Origin of the sequence: Stenotrophomonas sp. 57 (assembly GCF_030291075.1) — a bacterium.
Lineage (GTDB): Bacteria > Pseudomonadota > Gammaproteobacteria > Xanthomonadales > Xanthomonadaceae > Stenotrophomonas.
Window position 1 is genome coordinate 3,147,281 of record NZ_CP127407.1, and the last position, 24,663, is coordinate 3,171,943.

Consider the following 24,663-nt stretch of genomic DNA (forward strand, 5'->3'; position numbering starts at 1 on the left):
CGTCGTTGCGGCGCCTCTTGCGCGCATGTTCACGGGTACACCGCTACCGTGTGCACGCGGCATCACCGCCGCAGGGGATCTCCATGGCCGCGACATCGCAACGCCTTGGCCTGCCCGCGTTGACCGCACTGGTGGTCGGCTCGATGGTCGGTGCCGGCATTTTTTCCTTGCCGCAGAACGTGGCGCGCAGCGCCGGCCCGGCCGCTGCGCTGATCGGCTGGGCGGTCAGTGGCGCCGGCATGCTGATGCTGGCCTTCGTGTTCCAGGCCCTGGCCAACCGCCGGCCGGACCTTGATACCGGCATCTACGCGTATGCGCGCGAGGGCTTCGGCAACTACATCGGCTTCTCCGCCGCATGGGGCTACTGGGTCGCCTCGGTACTGGGCAACGCCAGTTTCTTCGTGCTGATCTTCAGTGGCCTCGGCCACTTCATGCCGGTCTTCGGCGAAGGCAATACGCCGGCCGCCGTGGCCGCCTCGTCACTGCTGCTGTGGACCGTGCACCTGCTGGTGCTGCGTGGGCTGCGCACCGCCGCCATCGTCAATGGACTGGTGACGGTGGCCAAACTGCTGCCGATCGCGCTGTTCCTGATCCTGGCCGCCGGCGCGTTCCGCATGGATGTCTTCCGTGCCGACTTCTTCGGTACGCCTGCACTGGGCGATCTCGGCCAGCAGCTGCGCGGCATGATGCTGGTGACCGTGTGGGTATTCATCGGCATCGAGGGCGCCAGCATCTACTCGCGCCGCGCTGCGCGACGTGCCGATGTCGGCCGCGCCACGGTGATCGGCTTTCTCGGCGTCTGGCTGCTGCTGGTGCTGGTCAGCCTGCTGTCGATGGGCGTGCTGTCGCAGGCGGAACTTGCCGGGCTGCCCAATCCGTCGATGGCCTATGTGCTGCGCGCGATCGTCGGCGAGTGGGGCGCGACGGTGATCATCATCGGTTCGATCATTTCGGTGCTGGGCGCATTGCTGGCCTGGGTGCTGCTGTGTGCTGAAGTGCTGTACGCTGCGGCCGGTGACGGCACGATGCCGGCGTTCCTGGGTCGCGAGAACGCGCGCGGCGTGCCGGCCAACGCACTGTGGCTGAGCAACGGGCTGATCCAGCTGTTCCTGCTGCTGGTGCTGGTCAGTTCCGGCAGCTACACCGGTCTGGTGCTACTGGCCGCATCGATGAGCCTGGTGCCCTACTTCCTGTCCACCGCGTTCGGCGTGCAGCTGGCCTGGCGCGGCCAGGCCTATGCCGGTGAACCCGGTGTGCGCTGGCGCGATTTCGTCGTCGCGCTGCTGGCCAGTGCCTATGCGCTGTGGCTGGTGTATGCCGGCGGCCTCGACAACCTGCTGCTGTCGGTGCTGCTGTACGTGCCCGGCGTGGTGCTGTTCGCGCTGACCCGACGCCAGCGCGGCGAGAAGGTGTTCACGCGCTGGGAGTGGGTGTTGTTCGGCGCCATTGTGGTGGTGGCGATCGCTACGCTGGTGGCGTTCTCCAGAGGTGCGCTGGCACTGTAGAGCCGAGCCCACGCTCGGCTTCGCACAGGCACGCCGAGCATGGTCTGGTTCTACAGCTGGCGTTGCGGCAGCATGCCGATGTCCTGCATCCAGCGCTCGGCCAGCCGCGGCCACGCCGCGACCGGTGCATCCTTCACGCGCAGCCCGAACGCATGGCCGCCACGTGCGAACAGGTGCATTTCCACCGGCACCTCGGCGTCGATCAGGGCCTGGTAGTAGGCCAGTGATTCGCGCACGTCATCGGTGCGATCATCGGTGGCCTGCGCAATGAACGTCGGCGGCACCGTTCCATCAACAACGATGTCCTTGACCAGCGACAGCCCGTTGCCGTGCCCTGCCCACAGGTGCCCGGAATACATCACCATCGCGAAATCCGGGCGGCTGGACTGTGAGTCGGCAGCGTCGACCGCGGTGTAGCTACGACGTGCGTGCGTGCTCAGTCCCGCCACCACATGACCACCCGCAGAAAAACCGATCACCCCCACCCGCTTCGGGTCGATGTTCCAGCGCTGTGCCTGCGCACGCAGCAGCCCCATGGCGCGCTGTGCGTCCTGCAGCGCCATCGGTACCGACGGAATGTCGCGGCAGTTGCAGTCGGGATCCCAGTTCGGGCCGGACGCCGGCACGCGGTACTTCAGCAGCGCGCAGGTGATGCCCTGCGCGTTCAGCCAGTCGCAGATTTCGCTGCCTTCCAGGTCCATCGCCAGCACCCGGTAACCCCCTCCAACCACCACCATCACCGCGGTGCCATTGGCCGGCCCCTTCGGCGGAAACACGGTGAGGGTCGGCACGGCCACGTTCTGCAGCATCGTCCAGCGTTCTCCGCTGGCCTTGGAAACCGCTTCGCCAACCTGCTCGGGGCCTTTCAGTTTTGGCGGCGGCTTCACCGTGCCCTGCGGCCACAATGGCAGCTCGGTGGTGCCCTGCGGCGGATGCCAGGTCGGTGGTGCGGCATTCGCTGCGGCGAAGGCTGGCTGTGCAAGCAGCAGAAGGACGACGGACAGGAGTGCGCGAACGATCAACATCCGTGGTTGGATACAGCAGATTGTAGAGCCGAGCCCATGCTCGGCTGCACCCTCGAAGCCGAGCACGGGCTCGGCGCTGCAACAACGCAAAAAAAAGACCTGCATCTTGCGATGCAGGTCTCTTCAAGGTGGCGCCCGAAGTTGGACTCGAACCAACGACCCCCTGATTAACAGTCAAGTGCTCTAACCGGCTGAGCTATTCGGGCAGACGACTAGTATAACCACTCTTCACGCGCGATGGTAGGGGTGATTGGCAATCATTGCCGCTGCCCGATACAACTGCTCGGCCACCACCAGCCGCACCAGCATGTGCGGCAACGTCAGCGGTCCGATCGACCACTTTTCATCGGCCAGCGCGGAGACTTCCGGCGAGTGTCCTTCCGGGCCACCGATCAGGAACGCCAGGTCCCTGCCCTGCCCACGCCAGTGTTCCAGGCGCTGCGCCAGCTGTTCGGAACTGAGCTGCCGGCCGGGCACATCCAGCGCCACCACGTAGGCATTCTTCGGCAACGCGGCGATCACACGCTTGCCTTCGTCCTCGGTGGCGCGACGCGCATCGCGGCCCTTGCCGCGCAGGCCGGGCTCGATTTCCACCAGCTCGAACGGCAACCAGTGCGACAGCCGCTTCTGGTACTCGGCAAAACCCTGCGCCACCCAGCTGGGCGCGCGTTCACCGGTGGCGATCAGGCGGGCTTTCATCAACGGTCCTCCAAAACGTCGACGGCGCCATCGGCGCCGTCGAAGGGATGCATCAACGTGCGGCTCAGGCCACTTCGTCGTCGCTGGACGGCGGCTGGTCGCCGACGGTCCACAGGCGCTCGAGGGCGTAGAACTCACGCACGCGCGGCAGCATCACATGCACGATCACGTCGCCCAGGTCGACCAGCACCCATTCGGCTTCGCGCTCACCTTCAACACCCAGCGGCATCACGTCGATGTTCTTGGCGAAGCGCACGACTTCATCGGCGATCGACTTGACGTGGCGGGTCGAGGTGCCCGAAACGACGATCATGTAGTCGGCAACGCTGGACCGGCCGCGCACGTCGATCTCGACCAGGTCCTTGGCCTTCAGGTCTTCGGTGGCTTGGCGGACGCTGGCCAGCAGTTCCGGCACGGACGGCGGCGGGCTGGGCAGATCGACCTTGATGGTCTGGGGCTGGGTCTGGTTGCTCAAAGTGGATCGACTCGATAAACGTGGGGGCGATTATACGGGGATGGCGCGGCGGCGCCATTCACGGCGATGCCGGGCGGTACAGCCCATGTGCAGCGACATAGTCCGCAACGGCCGGCGGCAGCAGTGCGCGCCAGGGGCCGCCGGTGGCGATCTGCGACCGGACGGCACTGGCCGACTCCTCGCGCAGCGGATGGTGCAGGCGCAGGATGCGCCCGGCCGGGCTGGCGAACAGGGCCTGTTCGCTGTCGGCCCAGCGCCCTTCCAGCGCGCGCCCCAGCTCGCCATCCACCGAAGTGCGCAGCGGGCTGCCCGGCCGCTCAGCCACCACGAAATGGGCCAGACCGAACAGGGCCTCCCATTCGTGCCAGCGGGTCAGGCCCAGCAGGCTGTCGGCACCGACCAGCCAGGCCAGCGGCCGGCTCGGGCCGAGTTCACCGCGCAGCTCGCGCAGGGTGTCGACGGTGTAGGACGGGCGGCCCGGGAAACGCAGCGCCCGGTCCAGCTCGCGATGATCCAGCAGCAGGCCGGGTTCATCGCCGATGGCCAGCGAGAGCATGGCAAAGCGCTGGTCAGCGCTTGCGCCCGGCACTGCGCGATGCGGCGGATCCGCCGCCGGCAGCATGCGTACGGCAACCTGCAGCTCATCCCGGGCGGCGCGCGCGATCGCCAGGTGGCCGAGGTGCACCGGATCGAAGGTGCCCCCGTAATAGATCCGCAGGCTCATCACTCAGGCCCGCGCCAGCAGGCGCACGGCACGCGGTTCGGCCACCGCCACCAGCAGGCGTTCCAGCGCCAGCCAGGCATCGCCGTCAGCGCGCCCCTTGGCGATGCGGTCGACCAGCCCCGCCTCGGCCACGAAGCGCTCCCAGCGCTTGCCTTCCGGGTGCCGCTGCAGCGCACGCTTGTAGGGTGCCTGCCGCGATTCCCAGATACCGCGCGATTTCATTTCGGCGGCCAGGTTGCCGCCGCGCGCCTGTACCCGGGCCAGGCCGGCCCCGGCCAGCAGCTCGCGGATCACCATCGGCATCAGCGCGGCCACCGCCTCGCCCTCGCCGCGCAGGCCCGCCAGCATGCGCAGCACCGCCGGCGGCTGGCCCGAGAACGCGGCCTCCACCAGGCGGAACACGTCGTAGCGGGCAGCATCGGCCACCAGTGACTCCATCCGTTCCACGTCCAGCGGCTGGCCATCGGCCAGCAGCGCCAGTTTGTCGATTTCCTGGGCAGCGGCCAGCAGATTGCCTTCCACCCGCTCGGCCAACCGCTGCACGGCGGCCGGGTCGGCGCGCAGGCCCTTGCCACGCAGGCGGCGCTCGATCCAGTCCGGCAGTTCGTGGGGCTTGATCGCCCAGGCCACCGACAGCACGCCGATGCGGCTGACTGCCTCGGCCCACTTGCCCTGGTGGGCCTTGCTCCATTCGTTGGCGGTGATCATCAGCACCACGTCCGGCGCCGGGTTGGCGCAGAACTGGCTGATCACCTCGGCCCCGTCCTTGCCCGGCTTGCCGCTGGGCAGGCGCACCTCGACCAGGCGGCGGGCGCTGAACAGGCTGGGCGCATTGAAACTGGCGTCGAGCTGGTTCCAGTCGAAGTCGCGGCCATCGGCGTCGAACACGGCGCGCTCGCCGATACCGGCGGCGCGCGCGCGCGCGCGGATGGCGTCGGCCGCCTCCAGCACACGCAGGGTTTCCGGGCCGGCAATCAGGTAGACCGGCGCCAGCGCGGTATCAGCGCCCTGGCTGGCCAGCTGCTCCGGACGCAGTTCCATCGCCGCGGCTCAGTGCTTGGCTGCAGGGACCGGCTCGGCCGGCACCGCCCCTTCAACCGGCCTGGCCTTCGGCGCCGACAGGCTGCCGCCCTTCTCGATTTCGGCACGGACCACGCTGTCGATGCGGCGGATGATCGATGCGGACATTTCCCGGCGCAGTTCATCGGCCAGGATCTCGCGTTCGGTGGTGGTACCGGTGGCGTCGGTCGGCGGCGACACGTAATCGCGCGACAGTTCGATCACCTGCTGCGGCACCAGCTCGCTGCCGTCCTCACGACGGAAGATGAAGATCACCGCATAGCGCAGGCTGTATTCCTGGGCACGGCCCTGCGAGTCGATGGCGATCGGCAGGTCGCCCCAGCGTTCGGACAACACCTGCAGCTGGGTACTGGGTTCCTTGCTGTCTTCGTCGGCCAGCTTGGCACCCGACGCCAGCAGGCTGCGGTTGAGCAGCTTGACCAGTTCACTGTACGGCGCGGTGGAGACCACCTTCACCGGCGCGGTGTCGGTCGGCAGCATCAGCTTGTTGCGCAGATGGAAGCCGCAGCCGGCGAGGCCGAGGGCGAGAACGAGGGCAAGCAGGATTCGGGTCATGAGGACAGTCTGGCGGAGCCGGGCGATCACGGCAACACACAGCCTGCCCGAAGCCGCGTGAATGCAGGGCCATCAACTGAGTGGCCCTGCACCGGGAGGACACCCGCCACCCTGCAGGCGGCGGATGCGGGGTACATCAAGCGGCGACGATGTTCACGATCTTGCCCGGCACGATGATGATCTTGCGCACCGTCAGGCCTTCCATGAACTTGGCAGTGTTCGGCTCGGCCAACGCCAACGCCTCGACCTGCTCGCGCGCGGCATCGGCGGCCACTTCGATGGTGCCACGCAGCTTGCCGTTGACCTGCACCGCCAGGGTCAGCGCGTCGCGCACCAGGGCACCGGCGTCGGCCTGCGGGAACGGCTGGTCTTCCAGCAGCGTCTCGTCATGACCCAGCACCTGCCACAGGGCGTGGCTGGCATGCGGGGTGATCGGGTTCAACAGCAGCACGATGGCCTGCAGCGCTTCCTGGCGCACAGCGCGCCCCTGAGCACTGCCGTCATCGAACTTGGCCAGCGCGTTCATCAGTTCCATCACCGCGGCAATGGCGGTGTTGAAGCTGTGGCGGCGGCCGTAGTCGTCACCGACCTTGCCGATGGTCTCGTGGGTCTTGCGGCGCAGCGCCTTCTGGTTGGCATCCAGCGCGGCCACATCCAGCGCCGGGGCGGGGCCATCGGCCGCGTGCTTCTGCACCTGGGCCCACAGGCGGCGCAGGAAGCGGGCCATGCCGTCCACGCCGGCTTCGTTCCACTCCAGCGACTGTTCCGGCGGCGCAGCGAACATCGAGAACAGGCGCACGGTGTCGGCACCGTACTTTTCGACCATCGCCTGGGGGTCCACGCCGTTGTTCTTCGACTTGGACATCTTCTCGGTGCCACCGACCACCACCGGCTGGCCGTCGGCGATCAGGGTGGCGCCGGTGATGCGGCCGCGCTCGTCGCGCTGCACTTCCACATCGGCCGGGTTGATCCAGTCCTTCGAGCCATCCGGGTTCGGGCGGTAGTAGGTTTCGGCAATCACCATGCCCTGGCACAGGAGGTTGCGCGCCGGTTCGTTGCTGTCCACCATCCGCGCGTCACGCAGCAGCTTGTGGTAGAAGCGGAAATACATCAGGTGCAGGATCGCGTGCTCGATGCCGCCGATGTACTGGTCGACCGGCAGCCAGTAGTTGCCGCGCTTGTCGACCGCATCACGGGCACCCGGCGAGGTGTAGCGCGCGTAGTACCAGCTCGACTCCATGAAGGTGTCGAAGGTGTCGGTCTCGCGCTCGGCCGCGCCACCGCAGTCCGGGCAGGTGGTCTTGCGCCATTCCGGGTCGGTCTTGATCGGCGAACCGGTACCCGAGAACGCCACGTCCTCCGGCAGCACCACCGGCAGCTGTTCTTCCGGCACCGGCACCGCGCCGCACTTGGCGCAGTAGATCACCGGAATCGGGCAGCCCCAGTAGCGCTGGCGGCTCACGCCCCAGTCGCGCAGTCGGTAATTGACGCGGCGCTGGCCCTGGGCCTTGCGCTCGAAACGTTCGGCCAGGGCTTCGAAGGCGCCCTGGAAGTCCAGGCCGTCGAATTCGGCCGAGTTCACCAGTTCGGTCTGGCGGCTCTTGTCGCTGTACCAGTCCTGCCAGCGGGCACCGTCCCAGGTGCGCTCGTCGTCGTTGCGCGGGTCCTTCAGGGCGATGACCTGCACGATCGGCAGGCCGTACTTGTTGGCCACTTCGTTGTCGCGCTGGTCATGACCCGGAACAGCCATCACCGCACCGGTGCCATAGCCCATCAGCACGAAGTTGGCGACCCACACCGGCACCTTCTCGCCGGTGACCGGATGGATGGCACGCAGGCCGGTGTCCATGCCGCGCTTTTCCTGGGTCTCCAGCTCGGCCTCGGACACGCCGCCCTGCTTCATTTCCGACAGCAGCGCAGCCAGTTCCGGGTTGTTCTTCGCCGCGTGCAGCGCCAGCGGGTGCTCGGCGGCGATCGACACGAAGGTCACGCCCATCACGGTGTCCGGGCGGGTGGTGAACACACGCAGCGGGTCCAGCACGCCGCCGTCGACGTCACGCACGTCGAACTGGATCTCCAGGCCTTCGGAACGGCCGATCCAGTTGCGCTGCATGGTCTTGACCGAGTCCGGCCAGCCATCCAGTTCATCCAGGCCGTCCAGCAGCTCCTGGGCATAATCGGTAATGCGCAGGAACCACTGCGGAATCTCGCGCTTTTCGACCAGCGCGCCGGAGCGCCAGCCACGGCCGTCGATGACCTGCTCGTTGGCCAGCACGGTCTGGTCGACCGGGTCCCAGTTCACCACCGCGTTGCGGCGGTAGGCCAGGCCCTTGCGCATCAGGCGGGTGAACATGCGCTGCTCGTGGACGTAGTAGTCCGGGCGGCAGGTGGCGAATTCGCGCGACCAGTCCACCGCATAGCCCATGGCCTTGAACTGGCCACGCATGTGCTCGATGTTCTTGTACGTCCACGCCGCCGGTGCGGTCTTGTTCTTGATCGCGGCATTTTCCGCAGGCAGGCCGAACGCGTCCCAGCCCATCGGCTGCAGCACGTTGTGGCCGGTCATGCGCTTGTAGCGGCTGATCACGTCGCCGATGGTGTAATTGCGCACGTGGCCCATGTGCAGCGCACCGGACGGGTACGGGAGCATCGACAGGCAGTAGTACTTCGGCTTGTCCGAAGTCTCGTCGACTTCGAAGGCACGAGTGGCGTCCCAGTACTGCTGGGCGGCGGATTCAACCTGCTGCGGGTCGTAGGCGTTGGTTTCAGCGCTGGTCATGGAACACGCGGATGCGGCGGCAAAGCGGTACAGCGTACCGCAGTGCGGCAAATGGCTCCAATCCTGTCCGCCGGCCATGGGTGCCACGGGCACCCGGAAGCGGTCTCAGCGTGGCCGCGACAGCGGCAGGGCCAGCGCCAGCCAGCCCGCCCAGCAGGCGAACGCAATCCGCTGCGCCAGCGGTGCCGGCAGCAATCCCTGCAGGGCGAAGGCGGCAAGCCCCGCCAGCGCGCCGCAGGCCACCGCCATTCCCCCCAGGCCACGGCCCTGCGCCTGGCGCAACCGGGACATGCCCAGCAGCAGGGTGCCGGCGACAAAGCCCAGCACCCAGATCATCCAGGCGCTGGCGTGCAGTTGGCTGGCCGGGCCATGCAGGTCGTCCACGTCCAGCGGCAGCAGGCCCATGGCGGCAAAGGCCAGTCCCGCCAGCAGCAGCATCTGGCTGCCCACCCGCGGCGCCCACCCTGCCGTTGCGGGGAGTCCACGGCGCAGGCACTCGGCCACGACAACCGCCAGCAGGCCCGGCAGCACGAAGCCCAGCAGATTGAAGGCCAGGGCATGCGGCACGCCCTGCGCGCCCAGCAGGGCCACCGGATGGCGGACCTGTGCATAACCGTCCAGGCCGGCACCGAAGCCGAGTACCGCCAGCACGAACAGCAGCGCAGCGACCAGGCCGGACAGGCGCAACAACGGGGACAGTGACGACATGCGGGCTCCGGAACAACGGCAACGGGGAGACCGCATTGTCGGGCATTTGCCGCACCCCGGGTTGAGACCGGCAGCGATCGTCACCATAGAATCGGTCTCCAGATGCCAAACGATGCCTCCCCCATGACCGAAACGACCTACGTATTCGACGCCACCACTGCGACCTTCGAGGCCGAAGTCCTGCAGAAGTCGCTGCAGACGCCAGTGCTGGTCGACTTCTGGGCCACGTGGTGCGGGCCGTGCAAGACCCTGGGCCCGATGCTGGAAAAGCTGGCCGCTGAGTACAACGGCGCCTTCGAGCTGGCCAAGGTCGACGTCGACAAGGAACAGCAGATCGCCGCCGCCTTCCAGATCCGCTCGGTGCCGACCGTGTTCCTGGTCAAGGGCGGGCAGCTGGTGGACGGCTTCCCGGGTGCCATTCCGGAAGGCCAGCTGCGTGAATTCCTGGCCCAGCACGGCATCGTGCCGGCTGATGTCGGTGACACCGCCGCCGAAGACGAAGCGCCGCTGGATCCGCAGGCGCAGGTGGATGTACTGCGTGCGCAGATCGCCGCCGAGCCGGACAAGGACGAACTGAAGCTCGACCTGGCCCTGGCCCTGCTGCAGATCGGCGGCGTGGACGAAGCCGGCACGCTGATCGACGGCCTCCCCGCCAACCTGGCCACCGACGACCGCGCCGTGCGCGCCCGCGCCCGCCTGTCCTTTGCCGCGGCGCTGAAGGACGCCCCGGCCGCCGAGGTGCTGGACGCGCGTATCGCCGCCGACGGCAACGACCTCAGGGCCCGCCACCTGCGCGGCGTGCAGCTGCTGCTGGGCGGCCATGACGAAGCCGCGCTGGCACAATTCCTGGAAATGCTGCGGATCGACCGGAGTTTCGAGGACGGCCTGCCGCGCAAGGCGCTGATCGATGCCTTCAATGTGATCTCCGACGAGGACCTGGTCGGCCAGTACCGGCGCAGGATGGCATCCCTGCTGTTCTGAACGGCAGCCGGGTTCGTTCAGAATCCCTGCACTGGACGCGGGCAATAATGCGTGCGATGGCGGCCGTACGGCCGCCACGATCCGTTCGGGGGGATGAGGTCGGGGCCATGGGGTCTTGCAGCTGCACCCCCGCATTGCCGGGATTGCAAAACTGTGACCTTCGTCCGCTCGCTGTTTTCTGCCATGCGCTCCAGGGGCGCCGTCCTCTGTGCCCTCCTTCTGCTGCCGGCCATCGCGGCCGCGCAGGACTGGAACTACCGGGTCCGCCCCGGCGATACCCTGTGGGACCTGGGAGGCGTGTACCTGAAGCCCTCGGTGCGCTGGCAACAGCTCCAGCAGCACAACCGCATCGACAACCCCTACCGGCTGCCGCCCGGCCAGCTGCTGCGCTTTCCGATCAGCTGGCTGCGCACCGAACCGGCGCCGGCGCGGGTGCTCTCGGTCCGCGGCAAGGTCGAACTGTCCGCCGGCGACGGCAGCGCCAGCCGCGCCATCCAGGCCGGCGAGCAGCTGCACATCGGTGACACCGTGCAGACCGAGGGCGAATCCAGCGTCACGCTGGAGTTTGCCGATGCATCGCGCCTGCAGCTGCGTGAGTACTCGCGCCTGCGCCTGGACCAGCTCAGCCGCTATGGCCACACCGGCATGGTGGACACCCGCCTGCGCCTGCAGCAGGGCCGCGCCAGCAATCGGGTGACGCCCGCGCGCGGTCCGGCATCGCGTTACATCATCGATGCGCCCACCGCCACCAGCAGCGTGCGCGGCACCGTGTTCCGCGTCAGTGCCGGAGACGCCGGCCATGTGGGCGCCACCGAAGTGCTCCAGGGCAAGGTGCAGGTCGGCAACACCCACGGACAGCGCCTGGTCCGGCCGGGCCAGGCCACGCTCAGCGGCAGCGCCGATGCCGCACCGGACGCGGTCTCCCCGCTGCTGCCGGCACCGCAGCTGCGCAACGACGAACTGCGCCTGGCGCCCCTGCCGGCACTGCTGGCGTGGGCGCCGGTCACCGGCGCCGCGCACTACCGCGTGGAAGTGGTGCAGGCAACCACACCGGAAATCCTGCTGTTTGCTGCCACCACCACCGATACCCGCCTGGCCATCGGCGACCTGCCGCCGGGCCAGCTGCGCGTCCTGCTGCGCGCGGTCGATGCGCAGGGCGTGGAAGGCCTCGACGCCAGCGCCGATTTCGAACTCAGCGACCAGCCGCCACCGCCGATCACCGTATCGCCGCTGCACGGGCAGACCGTCAACAGCGATCGTCCCCGCTTCCGCTGGACCCAGGCCCCCGGCGCGCGCAGCAGCGTGCTGCAGATCGCGGCCGATGCCACCTTCGCACAGCCCCTGCAGGAACAGGCCAGCGCCGGAACCGACCTGCGCCTGGCGCAGCCACTGCCGCCTGGCCAGTACTTCTGGCGGGTTGCCTCGCGCGATGCAAACGGCCACCAGGGACGCTATGGCCAGGCACTGCCGCTGCAGCTCAGCAACGAACCGGTTGATCCCGCGCTGCAGCCGCCCGAAGCCGCGCACGGCGAACTGACCCTGCGCTGGCAGGCCGGCAGCGAAGGCCAGCGCTACCGGGTGCAGGTTGACCGCCGTGGCGACTTCAAGGCGCCGCAGGTCGACGAAACCTTGACCGAACCGCAGATCAGGTTCAAGCGCCCGTGGCGCGGCACGCTGCATGTGCGCGTGCAGTACATCGACGATGACGGCCACGCCGGCGAATTCTCGCCCGCCCAGCAGATCACCTTGCCGTGCCGTCTCTGCTACGGTGCCGGCGGCGGCGCACTGCTGCTGTGGCTGTTGTTGTGAGGCGCTCACCGCTGCCGTGGTCGAAGCGGATCCTGCTGGCGGCGCTGGCCGGAATACTGACGGCCGTGGCCAGCCAGGGCCAGTGGCTGTGGCGCCAGGACGAAACCGCCTACGACGCGATGGTCGGTGGCTGGGAGTACCGCCCCGACCCCAGCGTGCTGATCGTGGCGATCGACGAAGGCAGCCTGCAGCGCATCGGCCAGTGGCCGTGGCCGCGCTCGGTCCATGCACGGCTGCTGGACCGGCTGACCGATGCCGGCGTTGAACGCGTGGCACTGGACCTGATGCTGTCCGAGCCGGACCGTCGCGACAATCGCCAGGACGAAACGCTGGCTGCCGCGATACGGCGCAACGGGCGCGTTGTCCTGCCGGTGCTGGCCGCGCCCGCGGCCGGCGACCGCATGGCCGAGGAAATGCTGCCGATCCCGCAGATCGCCGCCAGTGCGGCCGCCATCGGCCATACCGACGTGGAAGTGGACGGTGATGGTGTGGCCCGCGGCGTCTATCTGCACGCTGGCATCGGCAAGGCCCACTGGCCGGCGCTGGGGCTGGCCCTTGCCGGACTGCCGGCCGGCGCCGCACGCGGGCTGCCCGACCCAGACCCGGAGGTGGATTCCCCGTATCAATGGCGGCGGGACGACTACGTGCGGGTGCGCTATGCCGGGCCACCCGAACGGCTGCCACAGGTGTCCTATGCCGACGTACTGGATGGTCACGTGGACATGGCGATGCTGCATGGCCGCCGCATCGTGGTGGGCATGACCGCCAGCGGCATCGCACCACGGCTGCTGACCCCGACCACCCGCGAGTTCTGGATGAGCGGCAGCGAGTACCAGGCCAACATCGCCTCGATGCTGCTGCAGCACAAGCAGATCGACGTGCTGCCACGCCCCTGGCAACACGTGATCAGTGCCGTCCTGGTGGCGCTGTGCGTGATCCTGCTCGGTCTGCGCCTGCCCTGGCTGGTGGCGCTGATGTCGCTGCCCGCGGCGCCGCTGCTGAGCTGGCTGCTGCTGCGGGCCGGTGACCTGTGGTGGGCGCCGGCCACCGCCCTGCTGGGCATCGTGCTGGTGCTGCTGTGCTGGGCGATCTGGAGGATCTCGGCCTGGCACCGCCAGGCCAACCGCGATGCCCTGACCGGCCTTGGCAACCGGCTGCGCTTCGAGCAGTCGCTGCAGCAGGAGTGCGATGCCGCACGACGCAGCGGCAAGCCACTGAGCCTGGCGTTGATCGACGTCGACCACTTCAAGCGCCACAACGACCGCCACGGCCACCAGGTCGGCGACCGCGTGCTGCGGGACGTTGCCCAGCTGATTGGCGCGCATGCACGCCGGCCGCGCGACATGGCTGCACGCTACGGCGGCGACGAATTCGCGCTGGTGCTGCCCGATACCCCGGCCGAAGGTGCGCGGCAGGTGATCCAGGATCTGATCGACTGCGTGCGTACGCTGCCCGCCCATGGCGATGGCAGCGACGACCGGGTCACGCTCACCATCGGCGTGTTCACCCGCGTGCCCGGCGCCGAGCTGCAGCCACACCATTTCGTCGAAGGCGCCGACGCCGCCCTGTACCAGGCCAAGGCCAATGGCCGCGACGGGTATGTGGTCGACGGCGAAGCGTGACCGGCGTCACCGGGGCGCAACATACGCATGCGAATGGTTAGACTGGGCGCCTCGCCCAGCGCCCCGGATCCGCATGAACGCCCGCCTGTTCCGCTTCGGCATCAACCTCTGGCCGCCGTTCCTGTTCACCGGGATCCACGTCACCCGCATCACGCCCGACTATCGGCAGATCGACGTCGCGCTGCGCCTGAGGCCGTGGAACCGCAACTACGTCGGCACCCACTTCGGTGGCAGCCTGTTCGCGATGACCGATCCGTTCTGGATGCTGGGCCTGCTGCACATCCTCGGCCGCGACTACTACGTGTGGGACCGCGCAGGCGCCATCGACTTCCTCAAGCCCGGCCGCGGCACGGTGCGCACCTCCTTCCGCATCGACGACACGCTGCTGGATGAGCTGCGTGCCGAAGCCGCCAATGGTGACAAGGTGCTGCGCTGGTTCAGCAACGACGTGGTTGATGAAAGCGGCGAGGTGGTGGCCCAGGTGCGCAAGCAGGTCTACCTGCGGTTGAAGCCCCACGCGCGCTGACCCCGTGCGCGGGCGCTATCCTCTGCCTCCCTGCCATGGAGGCTCCGATGCGCCCGTCCGCCGTTGCCGCACTGCTGACCGCCCTGCCCTTTGCGGCCCATTCCCTCGACCTGCCGCCTGTGCAGTACCCGACGCTGCCGGCACAGGCCGCCAATGCGGCCGGCTTCGTGCCCAACGGCTGGACGCTTGAATCCAGCATCGAAGGCGATCTCGACCAGGATGGCCGCGCTGATCTGGTCCTGGTACTGCGCCAGCAGGACCCGCGCAACGTCATCGAGCACGATGGCTTCGGCCCATCGCCGTACGACAGCAACCCCCGCATTCTCGCCGTTGCGTGGTCACGCCCGGCCGGCTATGTGCTGGCGGTGCAGGACCACCAGCTGATTCCGCGCCCGGACAACCCGGTGATGAGCGACCCGCTTGAGGATGGCGGTGTCAGCATCCAGCGCGGCACGTTGAGGGTAGCCCTGTTTTCCTTCTCCAGCGCGGGAAGCTGGTCGATGGGGACCACCGCCTTCACCTTCCGGTGGCAGGACGATGCCTTCGCGCTGATCGGCTACGACCAGAACTCGGTGATGCGCAATTCCGGACAGACCACCTCGGTGAGCGTGAACTTTTCCACGCGCAAGGTGAAACGTACCGAGGGCAGCATCGAGGACGACAAGGAGAGCGTGCGCTGGCACCCACTGCGCAGCAGCCAGCGCTGGACGCTGCAGAGCGTGGGCGATGGCTGGGCATTCGATCCGCTGGCCGGCGCCGACCAGGGTTCTGCTCAGTCGCGGGCGCGGGCGGTTGCGGTTGCTGTTGCGGCGTCAGCGGCCACCAGTGGCACCGACAGCCATGGGCTTTCGTCGTTGCCGCGGGTGGGCGAGCGACGCGGCACCTGCAGGGAACGCCCGTCGGCGGCGAGCTGCGGCACCCGCACCGGCGAGGCGAACTGCGCCGGCAACCGTTGCAGCGCATCCATCGGGTCTCCCGCCTGCTGCCGCAGCCAGCGTTGCGCGCCCAGCAGGCGCAGCATCGCCGCGGCATCCTGGGTGCGTGACGAATAGGCGGGATAGACCGGGCCAGCGATGTCGGTCAGCACGCAGCCCATCACGTTCGACAGGCACCCGAAGTCATGCTGCAGCGGTGCCGCTACCGGCAGTGGGCGATCCGCCTCCAGTGCCACGGTCGCTGCCGCCCCACAGGCCCAACCCAGATTGCCGGCCGCGCGCGCCAGCGTGCTGCTGCGGTCCAGCACCAGGACCCCGCCAAATTCCCGGGCCGAAGACTCGATTGCCGCGCGGCTCATCGCGTACTCGCCCTGCATTGCACGGCACAGGCTCTGCTCGTCGGCCAGCATCGGCTGCATGGCACGTTCACATTCGTCCGGCAGCGGGTGGTCGGCAGGCAATTCCACCAGCATGTCGGCCAGCAGCTGCGCATTGGCCTGCACCAGGCTGGCGCCGATGATGCTCTCGACCAGATAGCTGCCACCGGGCACCAGCCGACGACCCAGCTGCAGGCCACGGCAGCTGCCACGCAGCGCGCCATCGATATCGCCCTGCACATAGGCCAGCGCACGTGCACTGGTGGCATCGAGCATCAGCCCGTAGGTCGGCAGCGGCACCATCATCCCGTCGCCCTTCGGCCGGAACGGCGACACGAAGTGGTCCGCGTCGGCCAGCGCGTCCAGCCGTGCGTGCAGCTGGTGGTGGCCGGCATGGGCGTCGGCAAACCGCTGCGGGTCGGCCCGCACCTGTGCCAGGCAGTCGCGGGCGCTGGGCCCGCAGCTGGCGGACGCCCGCGCGCGCAGTTCACGATGGTTCGCCGCAAGGTGCGACGGCGTGAGCCTGTCACCGCGCGGGTCGGCCTCCCAGCGCCGCACGTCCTCGGCCAGCGCCTGCTCGCGCTGGCGGCTATCCAGGTCGTCAAACGCCAGCGTCCACAGCAGCGGATAGCCATTGCGCCCGATCGCCGGCAGCCGCGCTTCCAGCCGTTGCTGCGCCTGCAGCCGCGATTCGGGCACCGGCCACATGCGTGAGGCGCACCACACCACGATGGCCAGCACCAGCACGCCCGCCAGGGTCCAGCCCAGTCCGCGCAGAATCCTCAACACAGCTTCCCTTCCATGTGCCGTTGCCGCTGTCGATTGCCCAGCGTAATCGACCGGTACTGACCGCTACAATGCACACATGTCGCTCGAAGCCCCCGCCCTGGTTCCCCGTCCCTCCCTGCAGCGCCTGTTCCTGACCGGCCTGCTGACCCTGCTGCCGATCTGGCTGACCTGGGTCGTGGTCAAGTTCGTGTTCGTGCTGCTGTCGGGCATCTCCAGCCCGCTGGTGGTGCCGCTGTCCGAACAGATCGCGACCAGCTTCCCGCATTACCTCGGCTGGGTCCGTGCCGAGTGGATCCAGGACACCATCGCCCTGCTGGCCACCCTGCTGGTGATCCTGGCGGTGGGCGTGGCCAGCCGCCGCGTGCTCGGCCAGCGCCTGCTGCGCTGGGTCGGCGCGGTCATCAAGCGCATTCCGCTGGCCAGCATCATCTACGACAGCGCCAAGAAGCTGCTGGACATGCTGCAGACCGAACCGGGCAGCACCCAGCGCGTGGTGCTGATCGACTTCCCGCACCGCGACATGAAATCGGTCGGCCTGGTGACCCGCGTCATCAAGGAACACGGCACCGACCGTGAGCTGGCCGCGGTATACGTGCCGACCACGCCGAACCCGACCTCGGGCTATCTGGAAATCGTGCCGGTGGAGCTGCTCACCCCCACCGACTGGACCGTGGACCAGGCGATGAGCTTCATCATTTCCGGTGGCGCCGTGGCACCGGCCAGCGTGCCGTTCACCCGCGCTGGCGAACGCACCGCATGACACCGGCGCCGATCGAGCGCCCGCTGCAGGATCGTGCGGTCCTGCTGTTCATCGTGCTGGCTGCGTTCTTCTGCGGCAACGCGGTGCTGGCCGAACTGATCGGGGTGAAGATCTTCGCCCTGGAAGACACCCTCGGCATCGACCCGCTGAACTGGAACCTGTTCGGCCAGACCGGCTCGCTCAGCTTCACCGCCGGTACGCTGCTGTGGCCGGTGGTGTTCATCATGACCGACACCATCAACGAGTTCTTCGGCAAGCGCGGGGTGCGTTTCATCTCGTGGCTGGCGGTGGTGCTGATCGGCTACGGCTTCCTGTTCGCGTTCGCGGCCATCTCGCTGGCGCCGGCCAGCTGGTGGGTCACCTCGATGGATGCCCACGGCGTGCCCGATTACCAGGCCGCGTTCGCCGCCGTGTTCGGCCAGGGCATGTGGACCATCGCCGGGTCGCTGGTGGCCTTCCTGCTCGGCCAACTGATCGACGTGGCGGTGTTCCATCGCATCCGCCAGGCCACCGGCGAACGCCATGTGTGGCTGCGCGCCACCGGTTCGACCGCGATCTCGCAGGTGGTGGACAGCTTCGTGGTGATCTGGATCGCCTTTGTGCTCGGCCCGCAGCACTGGCCGACCTCGCTGTTCCTGGCGGTCGCCAGCGTCAACTACGTCTACAAGATGGGGTTCGCGATCGCCCTGATTCCGTTGCTGTACCTGATGCGGCGCGCGATCACCCGCTATCTGGGCGCCGACCGCGCGGGCGCGCTGCGTGCCGCCGCCGCGGCTGACTGAAGGCCCAGCAGCGAAACGCTGACTGCGCCTTCACGCTGGCCGTACGCGGCCGGATCGTGCAAGCTCCACGTCTGTGTTCCACGGAAGCTCCTGATGCCGCATCCCACTCGCGTCCTGGCCGCCGCCATCGCCGCGTTGTTCCTGTTCAGCGCCGTGCCGTCGGCCGAAGCAGCGAAGAAGAAGGCCAGCCGCCCTGCCGCCGCGCAGACCCGCCAGGCTGCCAAACCCAAGGCCAGGCCCGCCCGCGCCACCGCGCCGGCCCGCGGCAGCTCGGCGCGCCGCGCCGCGCCGCGTCCGGTCGCGCCGGCCCGCGCCGTACCCAAGCAGGTGCAGCTGGAACGCCTGTACGACGAATACTGGGATGCCTCGATGCGGTTGAACCCGCTGCAGGCCACCTTCCAGGGCGAGACCCGCTACAACGACCAGCTGCCCAACATCCTGTCCGCCGCCTGGCGCCAGCAGTCGCACGACTTCACCACCCAATGGCTGGGCAAAGTGGAAAAAGTCGGTAGCGACGGACTGCAGGGCCAGGACCTGCTCAGCTACGAGATCTTCGTGCGCGACGCGCGCGCCTCGCTCGCCGCCGAGCGTTACCCGAGCTGGATGATGCCGATCAGCCAGTACTACAACATCGGCAGCATCATGGCGATCCTCGGTGCCGGCGCCGGCGCGCAGCCCTTCAACACCGTGCAGGACTACGACACCTGGTCGCGCCGCTCGCTCGGCATTCCCGAGCTGTTCGACCAGGCCATCGACAACATGCGCCAGGGCATGAAGGCGGGCGTGGTCCAGCCGCGCGACCTGATGGAAAAGGTGCTGCCGCAGCTGGATGCGGTGATCAAGCCGACCGCGGAAGAGAGCATCTTCTGGTCGCCGATCCGCACCATGCCGAACACCATCGCGGCTGAAGACAAGGCCCGCATCAGCGCCGAGTACAAGCGCATGATCGAACTGCGCATCATGCCGGCCTACCGCGCCCTGCGCGGCTTCATCGCCACCGAGTACCTGCCCGCCACGCGCGCCAGCAGTGGCCTGGGCGCGCTGCCCGATGGCCAGGCGTGGTACGCCAACCTGATCGTGCAGACCACCGCCAGCGACCAGACCGCCGCGCAGCTGCACGCGCTGGGCGAGCAGCGCGTGCAGGAACTGCAGGCGCAGATCGCCACGGTGATGAAGGATGCCAAGCTGCGTGGCACGCCGGCCAAGCTGCTGCGCAGCATGCGCAACGACCGCCAGTTCCAGTACGGCGATGCCAATGCGCTGATCAACCGCTACCGCCAGGTACAGCAACAGGTCAACGCGCGCCTGCCGCAGGTGCTGGATACCTTGCCGAAGGCACCGCTGGAGGTCCGTGCGGTGGAGCCGGAGCGCGCACTGACCGCCGCTGCTGCCGCCTACCAGCCGTCGGCGGCCGGGCAACCGGGCGTGCTGTACATCAACACCCGCGACCTGCCGAGCCGCAAGCGCTGGAACGTGCCGGTGCAGTACCTGCATGAAGCGGTTCCCGGCCATCACGTGCAGCTGGGCCTGCAACAGGAACTGGCCAAGCTGCCGCGCTTCCGTCGCCTCGGTGGCGATCTTGCGTTCGTCGAAGGCTGGGGACTGTACGCCGAAACGCTGGGCGAAGACCTCGGCGTCTACACCGATCCCTACGACCGTATCGGCTACCTGTACTCGCGACTGCTGCGCGCCGCGCGCGTGGTGGCCGACACCGGCGTCAATGCCCAGGGCTGGAGCAAGCAGCAGGCCGTGGCCTACCTGCAGAAGACCGTGGACATGAGCAGCGATGACGCCAACGCCGAAGTCGAGCGGATCATGGCCCAGCCCGGCCAGGCGCTGTCCAACGTGGCCGGCCTGACCACCATCGTCGCCCTGCGCGACAGGGCCAAGGCCCGCCAAGGCGCCGCCTTCGACCTGCGTCGCTTCCACGCCGAGCTGCTGAAGGACGGCTCGATGCCGCTGGATGTGCTGGGCCGCAAGATGGACCGCTGGATGGCGCAGCCCGCCAGCAGCCCCCCCGCCCCTTCGCCCTGACCCGTCCGGAGCCGCCATGCGCCCTGCCGTCGCCCTGTTCGCCGTCGTGCTGGGCCTGCTGCCGCTGGCCGCCTCCGCCGCACCGGTGCTGACCCCACCGGATGCGGGTATCGACGGCCTGATGCGGGCCTACGATGGCCAGGTGCCCGGCGCCGCAGTGCTGGTGCTGCATGACGGACAACCGGTGTTCCGCCGCGGCTACGGCCTGGCGGTGGTGGAAGACGGTACTGCGGTGACCGCCGCCAGCAACTTCCGGCTGGCCTCGGTCAGCAAGCAGTTCACCGCCGCAGCGGTGTTGCTGCTGGTGGAAGACGGCCGGCTTGGGCTGGACCAGACCGCCCGCCAGTGGCTGCCCGAGCTGCCGCCGGCAGCGGCGGCCATCACCGTCCGCCAGCTGCTGTCGCATACCAGCGGCCTGCTCGACTACGAAGACCTGATGGACCCGGCCGACACCCGCCAGGTGCATGACGCCGATGTGCTGACCCTGCTGTCGGGCCAGGATCGCCTGAACTTTGCACCCGGCACGCAGTACCGCTACAGCAACAGCGGCTATGCACTGCTCGCGCTCATCGTCGGCCGCGCGTCCGGCCAGGATTTCGCCGCCTTCCTGCAGCAGCGCATCTTCGCGCCGCTGGGCATGGCCCGCACCGTGGCCCACCAGGACGGTATTGATACAGTGGCGGCACGTGCCTATGGCTACAGCCTGATTGACGGCCGCTGGCAGCGCACCGACCAGAGCACCACCAGCGCCGTGCTCGGCGACGGCGGCATCTATTCCTCGCTGGACGATCTCGCCCGCTGGGACGCCGCACTGTATGACGACCGCCTGCTGTCGAAAGCTTCGCGCCGCGCGATGTTCAGCCCGGCCACGACCACGTCGGAACCGGACGTGCCGCATTACGGTTTCGGCTGGCGCTTGAACGGCCAGGTGCAATGGCACAGCGGCGAGAGCATCGGCTTCCGCAACGTGATCGTGCGCCACCCGGAAAAGCACCTGACCGTGATCGTGCTGACCAACCGCAATGACCCCGAACCCTATCCGCTGGCGCAGAAGATCGCCCAGCGCTGGCTGGACATCCTGCAATGACCGCTGCGTCCGACACCCTGCTGGGCATCCACCACGCCGCCCTGATCTGCAGCGACTACGCGCGCTCGAAGGACTTCTACGTGCGCATCCTCGGCCTGCGCGTGCTGGCCGAGAACTACCGTGCCGCGCGCGACTCCTGGAAGCTGGACCTGGCCCTGCCCGACGGCGGCCAGCTGGAACTGTTCTCCTTCCCCTCGCCACCGCCACGCCCCAGCCGCCCCGAAGCCCAGGGCCTGCGCCACCTCGCGTTCCGCGTGGCCACACTGGAACCGTTCATCCAGCGCCTGGCAGAGCACAGCGTGGACTGCGAACCGATCCGGGTGGACGAATACACCGGCCGCCGTTTCACCTTCTTGGCCGATCCGGATGGTCTGCCGCTGGAGCTTTACGAAGTCGGTTGAGCGTTCTTCAATCGTGATTCATCCATGCACGGCGTGGATCTACGTGTCGACCAAGGTCGACACCCACCAAGAGCAGGCCGTTCCATTTCGGCAGATCGCAGGACTCTGTCGAAGGTGGGGCGGGTCCGTTTGCGGGGGTGTCCGCGGCATGGATGCCGCGGCCAAGCCCCCAGGGACGGGTTCACGGCGTCCCCCGCAACCGCACCCACCCCGCCATCCCGCGGAGTGCTGGCTGTTGCTGTTGCCTTCGCCTCTGCGGGTGCCGGGTGCAACCCGGCCAACGCCCCCTTCCCCATACCCCGCCGAATGGGTATACAGTCGACCTGTACCGGCATCGTGCCGGAATGAACCCTGGGAGGGGACCATGCGCAAGACCTTCAAGACCCTGCTGCTGGCGCTGCCGCTGTGCCTGGCCGCGCTCTCCGCGCAGGCCGCCGACAGTGCCGCCGGCCGCTGGAAGACCATCGATGACAAGACCGGCAAGGTGAAGTCGATCGTCGAGATCAGCCAGGCCGCCAATGGCACCCTGACCGGCAAGGTGGTCGAGATCCTGCATTCGGACAAGGGCCCGAACCCGATCTGCGATGGCTGCGAAGGCGCCAACAGGAACAAGCCGGTCAAGGGCATGACCATCCTCTGGAACCTGAAGTCCGACGGCGGCAACAAGTGGTCCGGCGGCACCATCCTCGATCCGGCCAACGGCAAGACCTACAAATCGAAGATGGAACTGCAGACCGGCGGCACCAAGCTGGACGTGGCCGGCTGCATCGCCTTCATCTGCCGTACCCAGACCTGGGTGCGCGAGTAACCGCCCCGGCCCGCGCAGAACCCCCGTGACCCGGCCCCGGCCGGGTCACCTCGTTGCGGGCATGCGATACTCTGCGGTTCCCCTCGGCTTCACCCCGCGACCATGACCCGTACCGCGCTCGTCACCACCGCCCTGCCCTACGCCAACGGCCCGCTGCACCTGGGCCACCTGGTCGGCTACATCCAGGCCGACATCTGGGTGCGCGCGCGGCGAATGAGCGGCGGCAAGGCCTGGTTCGTGTGCGCCGACGACACCCATGGCACGCCGATCATGCTGGCCGCGGAAAAGGCCGGGGTCACCCCGGAAACCTTCATCGCCAACATCCAGGCCAGCCACGAACGTGACTTCGCCGCCTTTGGCGTGGCCTTCGACCACTACGACTCGACCAACTCGGCAGCCAACAAGGCGCTGACCGAGCAGTTCTACCTGAAGCTGGAAGCGGCCGGCCACATCAGCCGCCGTTCGGTGGCGCAGTTCTACGACCCGGCCAAGGGCATGTTCCTGCCCGACCGCTACGTCAAGGGCATCTGCCCGAACTGCGGCAGCCCCGACCAGTACGGCGACAACTGCGAAGTCTGCGGCGCCACCTATGCGCCGACCGACCTGAAGGAGCCGCGTTCGGTGATCTCCGGTGCCACGCCGGAAATGCGCGATTCGGAGCACTTCTTCTTCGAGGTGGGCCATTTCGATGCGTTCCTGCGCGAATGGCTGGCCGGCGACGTCGCCCTGCCGGGCGTGAAGGCCAAGCTGGGTGAGTGGCTCAATGCCGAAGGTGGCCTGCGCGCGTGGGACATCTCGCGCGATGCACCGTATTTCGGTTTCCAGATTCCCGGCCAGCCGGGCAAGTACTTCTATGTCTGGCTGGACGCGCCGATCGGCTACCTGTCCAGCTTCCAGACCCTGTGCGGCAATCTCGGCGAAGACTTCGAATCGCACCTGCGTGCCGGTACCAGCACCGAGCTGCACCACTTCATCGGCAAGGACATCGTCAACTTCCACGGCCTGTTCTGGCCGGCGGTGCTGCACGGTACCGGCCACCGCGCGCCGACCCGCCTGCACGTCAACGGCTACCTGACCGTGGACGGCGCCAAGATGAGCAAGTCGCGCGGCACCTTCGTCATGGCGCGCACCTTCCTCGACGCGGGGCTGGAACCGGAAGCACTGCGTTACTACTACGCAGCCAAGTCCGGCGGTGGCGTCGATGATCTCGACCTGAACCTGGGTGACTTCATCGCCCGCGTCAACGCCGACCTGGTCGGCAAGTTCGTCAACCTGGCCAGCCGCTGCGCCGGCTTCATCAGCAAGCGCTTCGACGGCCAGCTGGCCGCGCAGCTGCCCGATGCCGCGCAGTACCAGCGCTTCGTCGATGGGCTGGCGCCGATCCGTGAAGCCTACGAGCGCAACGACCCGGCCGCGGCGATCCGACTGACCATGACCCTGGCCGACGAAGCCAACCGCTACATCGACGACGTCAAGCCGTGGGTGATCGCCAAGCAGGAAGGCGCCGACGCGCAGCTGCAGGCGGTGTGCAGCCAGGGCCTGAACCTGTTCCGCGTGCTGGTCACCGCCCTGAAGCCGGTGTTGCCGGCCACCGCCGCGCAGGCCGAGGCCTTCCTGGCCGCGCCGGTGAACGACTGGACCGAGCTGGCGCAGCCGCTGCTGGGCCACCGCATCACCGACTACACCCCCCTGTTCACCCGTATCGACCCGAAGAAGATTGACGCCATGATCGACGCCTCCAAGGACACCCTGCAGCCGGCCGCTGCCGCCGCCCCCGCCGCCAGGACCGAAGCGGTCAAGCCGGCCGCACCGGCACCGGCCAAGGACGAAGCCAAGGGCGCCGACGCCCCGGCCTACATCGGCATCGACGATTTCGCCAAGCTCGACCTGCGCATCGGCAAGGTGCTGGTCTGCGAGTTCGTGGACGGTTCGGACAAGCTGCTGCGCTTCGAACTGGACGCCGGCGAGCTGGGCAAGCGCCAGATCTTCTCCGGCATCCGTGGCAGCTACGGCGAGCCGGAGAAGCTGGTGGGCCGCAGCGTGGTGTTCATCGCCAACCTGGCCCCGCGCAAGATGCGCTTCGGCCTGAGCGAAGGCATGATCCTGTCGGCCGGTTTCGACGGTGGCGCGCTGGCGCTGCTGGACGCCGACAGCGGCGCGCAGCCGGGCATGCCGGTCCGCTGATGCCTGCAGCGGGCGTGG

The 24,663-nt window shown here is 68.3% G+C and carries 21 protein-coding genes and 1 tRNA gene; 12 read left to right on the forward strand and 10 right to left on the reverse strand.

Annotated features, from left to right (window positions below; translation table 11 throughout):
• The first annotated feature begins 83 nt into the window (after positions 1 to 83).
• Entirely contained in the window at positions 84 to 1,505 is a 1,422-nt protein-coding gene (arcD, locus tag QP512_RS14570; protein WP_286069319.1) for an arginine-ornithine antiporter, read from the forward strand.
• A 50-nt stretch (positions 1,506 to 1,555) separates the two neighbouring features.
• On the opposite strand, the gene QP512_RS14575 is transcribed toward arcD, so the two are convergent.
• The 9 genes from QP512_RS14575 to QP512_RS14615 all read right to left on the reverse strand — a co-directional run bounded on the left by QP512_RS14575 (position 1,556) and on the right by QP512_RS14615 (position 9,550).
• Positions 1,556 to 2,530 carry an alpha/beta hydrolase gene (locus QP512_RS14575; RefSeq protein ID WP_286069320.1) on the reverse strand — a complete coding sequence of 325 codons (975 nt, stop codon included), beginning with the start codon at positions 2,528 to 2,530 and terminating at the stop codon, positions 1,556 to 1,558.
• Between the two features lie 129 nt (positions 2,531 to 2,659).
• Positions 2,660 to 2,736, reverse strand: a tRNA-Asn gene (locus tag QP512_RS14580).
• A 22-nt stretch (positions 2,737 to 2,758) separates the two neighbouring features.
• A complete protein-coding gene (gene rlmH, locus QP512_RS14585; protein ID WP_079222687.1) occupies positions 2,759 to 3,229 on the reverse strand; it encodes a 23S rRNA (pseudouridine(1915)-N(3))-methyltransferase RlmH in 471 nt (156 codons plus the stop codon).
• 64 nt (positions 3,230 to 3,293) lie between these two features.
• A complete protein-coding gene (rsfS, locus tag QP512_RS14590) occupies positions 3,294 to 3,704 on the reverse strand; it encodes a ribosome silencing factor (RefSeq protein WP_005418109.1) in 411 nt (136 codons plus the stop codon).
• A gap of 58 nt (positions 3,705 to 3,762) precedes the next feature.
• Positions 3,763 to 4,431 (reverse strand): nicotinate-nucleotide adenylyltransferase, encoded by a 669-nt coding sequence (gene nadD / locus QP512_RS14595; RefSeq protein WP_286069322.1) that lies wholly within the window; start codon positions 4,429 to 4,431, stop codon positions 3,763 to 3,765.
• Complete coding sequence (gene holA / locus QP512_RS14600; RefSeq protein WP_286069323.1) at positions 4,432 to 5,469, reverse strand: DNA polymerase III subunit delta; 1,038 nt, start codon at positions 5,467 to 5,469, stop codon at positions 4,432 to 4,434.
• 9 nt (positions 5,470 to 5,478) lie between these two features.
• Positions 5,479 to 6,063, reverse strand: coding sequence for an LPS assembly lipoprotein LptE (gene lptE, locus QP512_RS14605; protein WP_286069324.1), 585 nt, complete (start codon positions 6,061 to 6,063; stop codon positions 5,479 to 5,481).
• Positions 6,064 to 6,199: 136 nt separating this feature from the next.
• Positions 6,200 to 8,842, reverse strand: coding sequence for a leucine--tRNA ligase (gene leuS, locus QP512_RS14610; RefSeq protein WP_286069325.1), 2,643 nt, complete (start codon positions 8,840 to 8,842; stop codon positions 6,200 to 6,202).
• Between the two features lie 105 nt (positions 8,843 to 8,947).
• Positions 8,948 to 9,550, reverse strand: coding sequence for a DUF998 domain-containing protein (locus QP512_RS14615; protein ID WP_286069326.1), 603 nt, complete (start codon positions 9,548 to 9,550; stop codon positions 8,948 to 8,950).
• 123 nt (positions 9,551 to 9,673) lie between these two features.
• On the opposite strand from QP512_RS14615, the gene trxA reads away from it, so the two are divergent.
• The 4 genes from trxA to QP512_RS14635 all read left to right on the forward strand — a co-directional run bounded on the left by trxA (position 9,674) and on the right by QP512_RS14635 (position 14,488).
• Positions 9,674 to 10,531 (forward strand): thioredoxin, encoded by an 858-nt coding sequence (gene trxA / locus QP512_RS14620; RefSeq protein WP_286069327.1) that lies wholly within the window; start codon positions 9,674 to 9,676, stop codon positions 10,529 to 10,531.
• Between the two features lie 183 nt (positions 10,532 to 10,714).
• Complete coding sequence (locus tag QP512_RS14625; protein WP_286069328.1) at positions 10,715 to 12,340, forward strand: FecR domain-containing protein; 1,626 nt, start codon at positions 10,715 to 10,717, stop codon at positions 12,338 to 12,340.
• The gene (locus QP512_RS14630) at positions 12,337 to 13,962 is read left to right on the forward strand and encodes a CHASE2 domain-containing protein (protein WP_286069329.1); all 1,626 of its coding nucleotides are present in this window, start codon (positions 12,337 to 12,339) and stop codon (positions 13,960 to 13,962) included. Before QP512_RS14625 ends, QP512_RS14630 begins: the two co-directional genes overlap by 4 nt.
• A gap of 73 nt (positions 13,963 to 14,035) precedes the next feature.
• On the forward strand, positions 14,036 to 14,488 hold the full coding sequence (locus tag QP512_RS14635) for a DUF4442 domain-containing protein (protein ID WP_286069330.1): 453 nt from the start codon (positions 14,036 to 14,038) through the stop codon (positions 14,486 to 14,488).
• A 772-nt stretch (positions 14,489 to 15,260) separates the two neighbouring features.
• On the opposite strand, the gene QP512_RS14640 is transcribed toward QP512_RS14635, so the two are convergent.
• The gene (locus QP512_RS14640) at positions 15,261 to 16,589 is read right to left on the reverse strand and encodes a hypothetical protein (RefSeq protein ID WP_286069331.1); all 1,329 of its coding nucleotides are present in this window, start codon (positions 16,587 to 16,589) and stop codon (positions 15,261 to 15,263) included.
• Positions 16,590 to 16,665: 76 nt separating this feature from the next.
• Between QP512_RS14640 and QP512_RS14645 the strand changes: the two genes are divergently transcribed.
• The 7 genes from QP512_RS14645 to metG all read left to right on the forward strand — a co-directional run bounded on the left by QP512_RS14645 (position 16,666) and on the right by metG (position 24,645).
• Positions 16,666 to 17,349 (forward strand): DUF502 domain-containing protein, encoded by a 684-nt coding sequence (locus QP512_RS14645; protein WP_286069332.1) that lies wholly within the window; start codon positions 16,666 to 16,668, stop codon positions 17,347 to 17,349.
• The gene (locus QP512_RS14650; protein ID WP_286069333.1) at positions 17,346 to 18,131 is read left to right on the forward strand and encodes a queuosine precursor transporter; all 786 of its coding nucleotides are present in this window, start codon (positions 17,346 to 17,348) and stop codon (positions 18,129 to 18,131) included. Before QP512_RS14645 ends, QP512_RS14650 begins: the two co-directional genes overlap by 4 nt.
• A gap of 93 nt (positions 18,132 to 18,224) precedes the next feature.
• Entirely contained in the window at positions 18,225 to 20,165 is a 1,941-nt protein-coding gene (locus tag QP512_RS14655) for a DUF885 family protein (RefSeq protein ID WP_286069335.1), read from the forward strand.
• Between the two features lie 16 nt (positions 20,166 to 20,181).
• Positions 20,182 to 21,252, forward strand: coding sequence for a serine hydrolase domain-containing protein (locus tag QP512_RS14660; protein WP_286069337.1), 1,071 nt, complete (start codon positions 20,182 to 20,184; stop codon positions 21,250 to 21,252).
• Positions 21,249 to 21,653 (forward strand): VOC family protein, encoded by a 405-nt coding sequence (locus QP512_RS14665; protein ID WP_286069338.1) that lies wholly within the window; start codon positions 21,249 to 21,251, stop codon positions 21,651 to 21,653. The genes QP512_RS14660 and QP512_RS14665 overlap by 4 nt, the downstream gene beginning before the upstream one ends.
• A gap of 364 nt (positions 21,654 to 22,017) precedes the next feature.
• Positions 22,018 to 22,461 (forward strand): DUF2147 domain-containing protein, encoded by a 444-nt coding sequence (locus QP512_RS14670; protein ID WP_286069339.1) that lies wholly within the window; start codon positions 22,018 to 22,020, stop codon positions 22,459 to 22,461.
• Positions 22,462 to 22,563: 102 nt separating this feature from the next.
• The gene (gene metG / locus QP512_RS14675) at positions 22,564 to 24,645 is read left to right on the forward strand and encodes a methionine--tRNA ligase (protein ID WP_286069341.1); all 2,082 of its coding nucleotides are present in this window, start codon (positions 22,564 to 22,566) and stop codon (positions 24,643 to 24,645) included.
• The last annotated feature ends 18 nt before the right edge of the window (positions 24,646 to 24,663 follow it).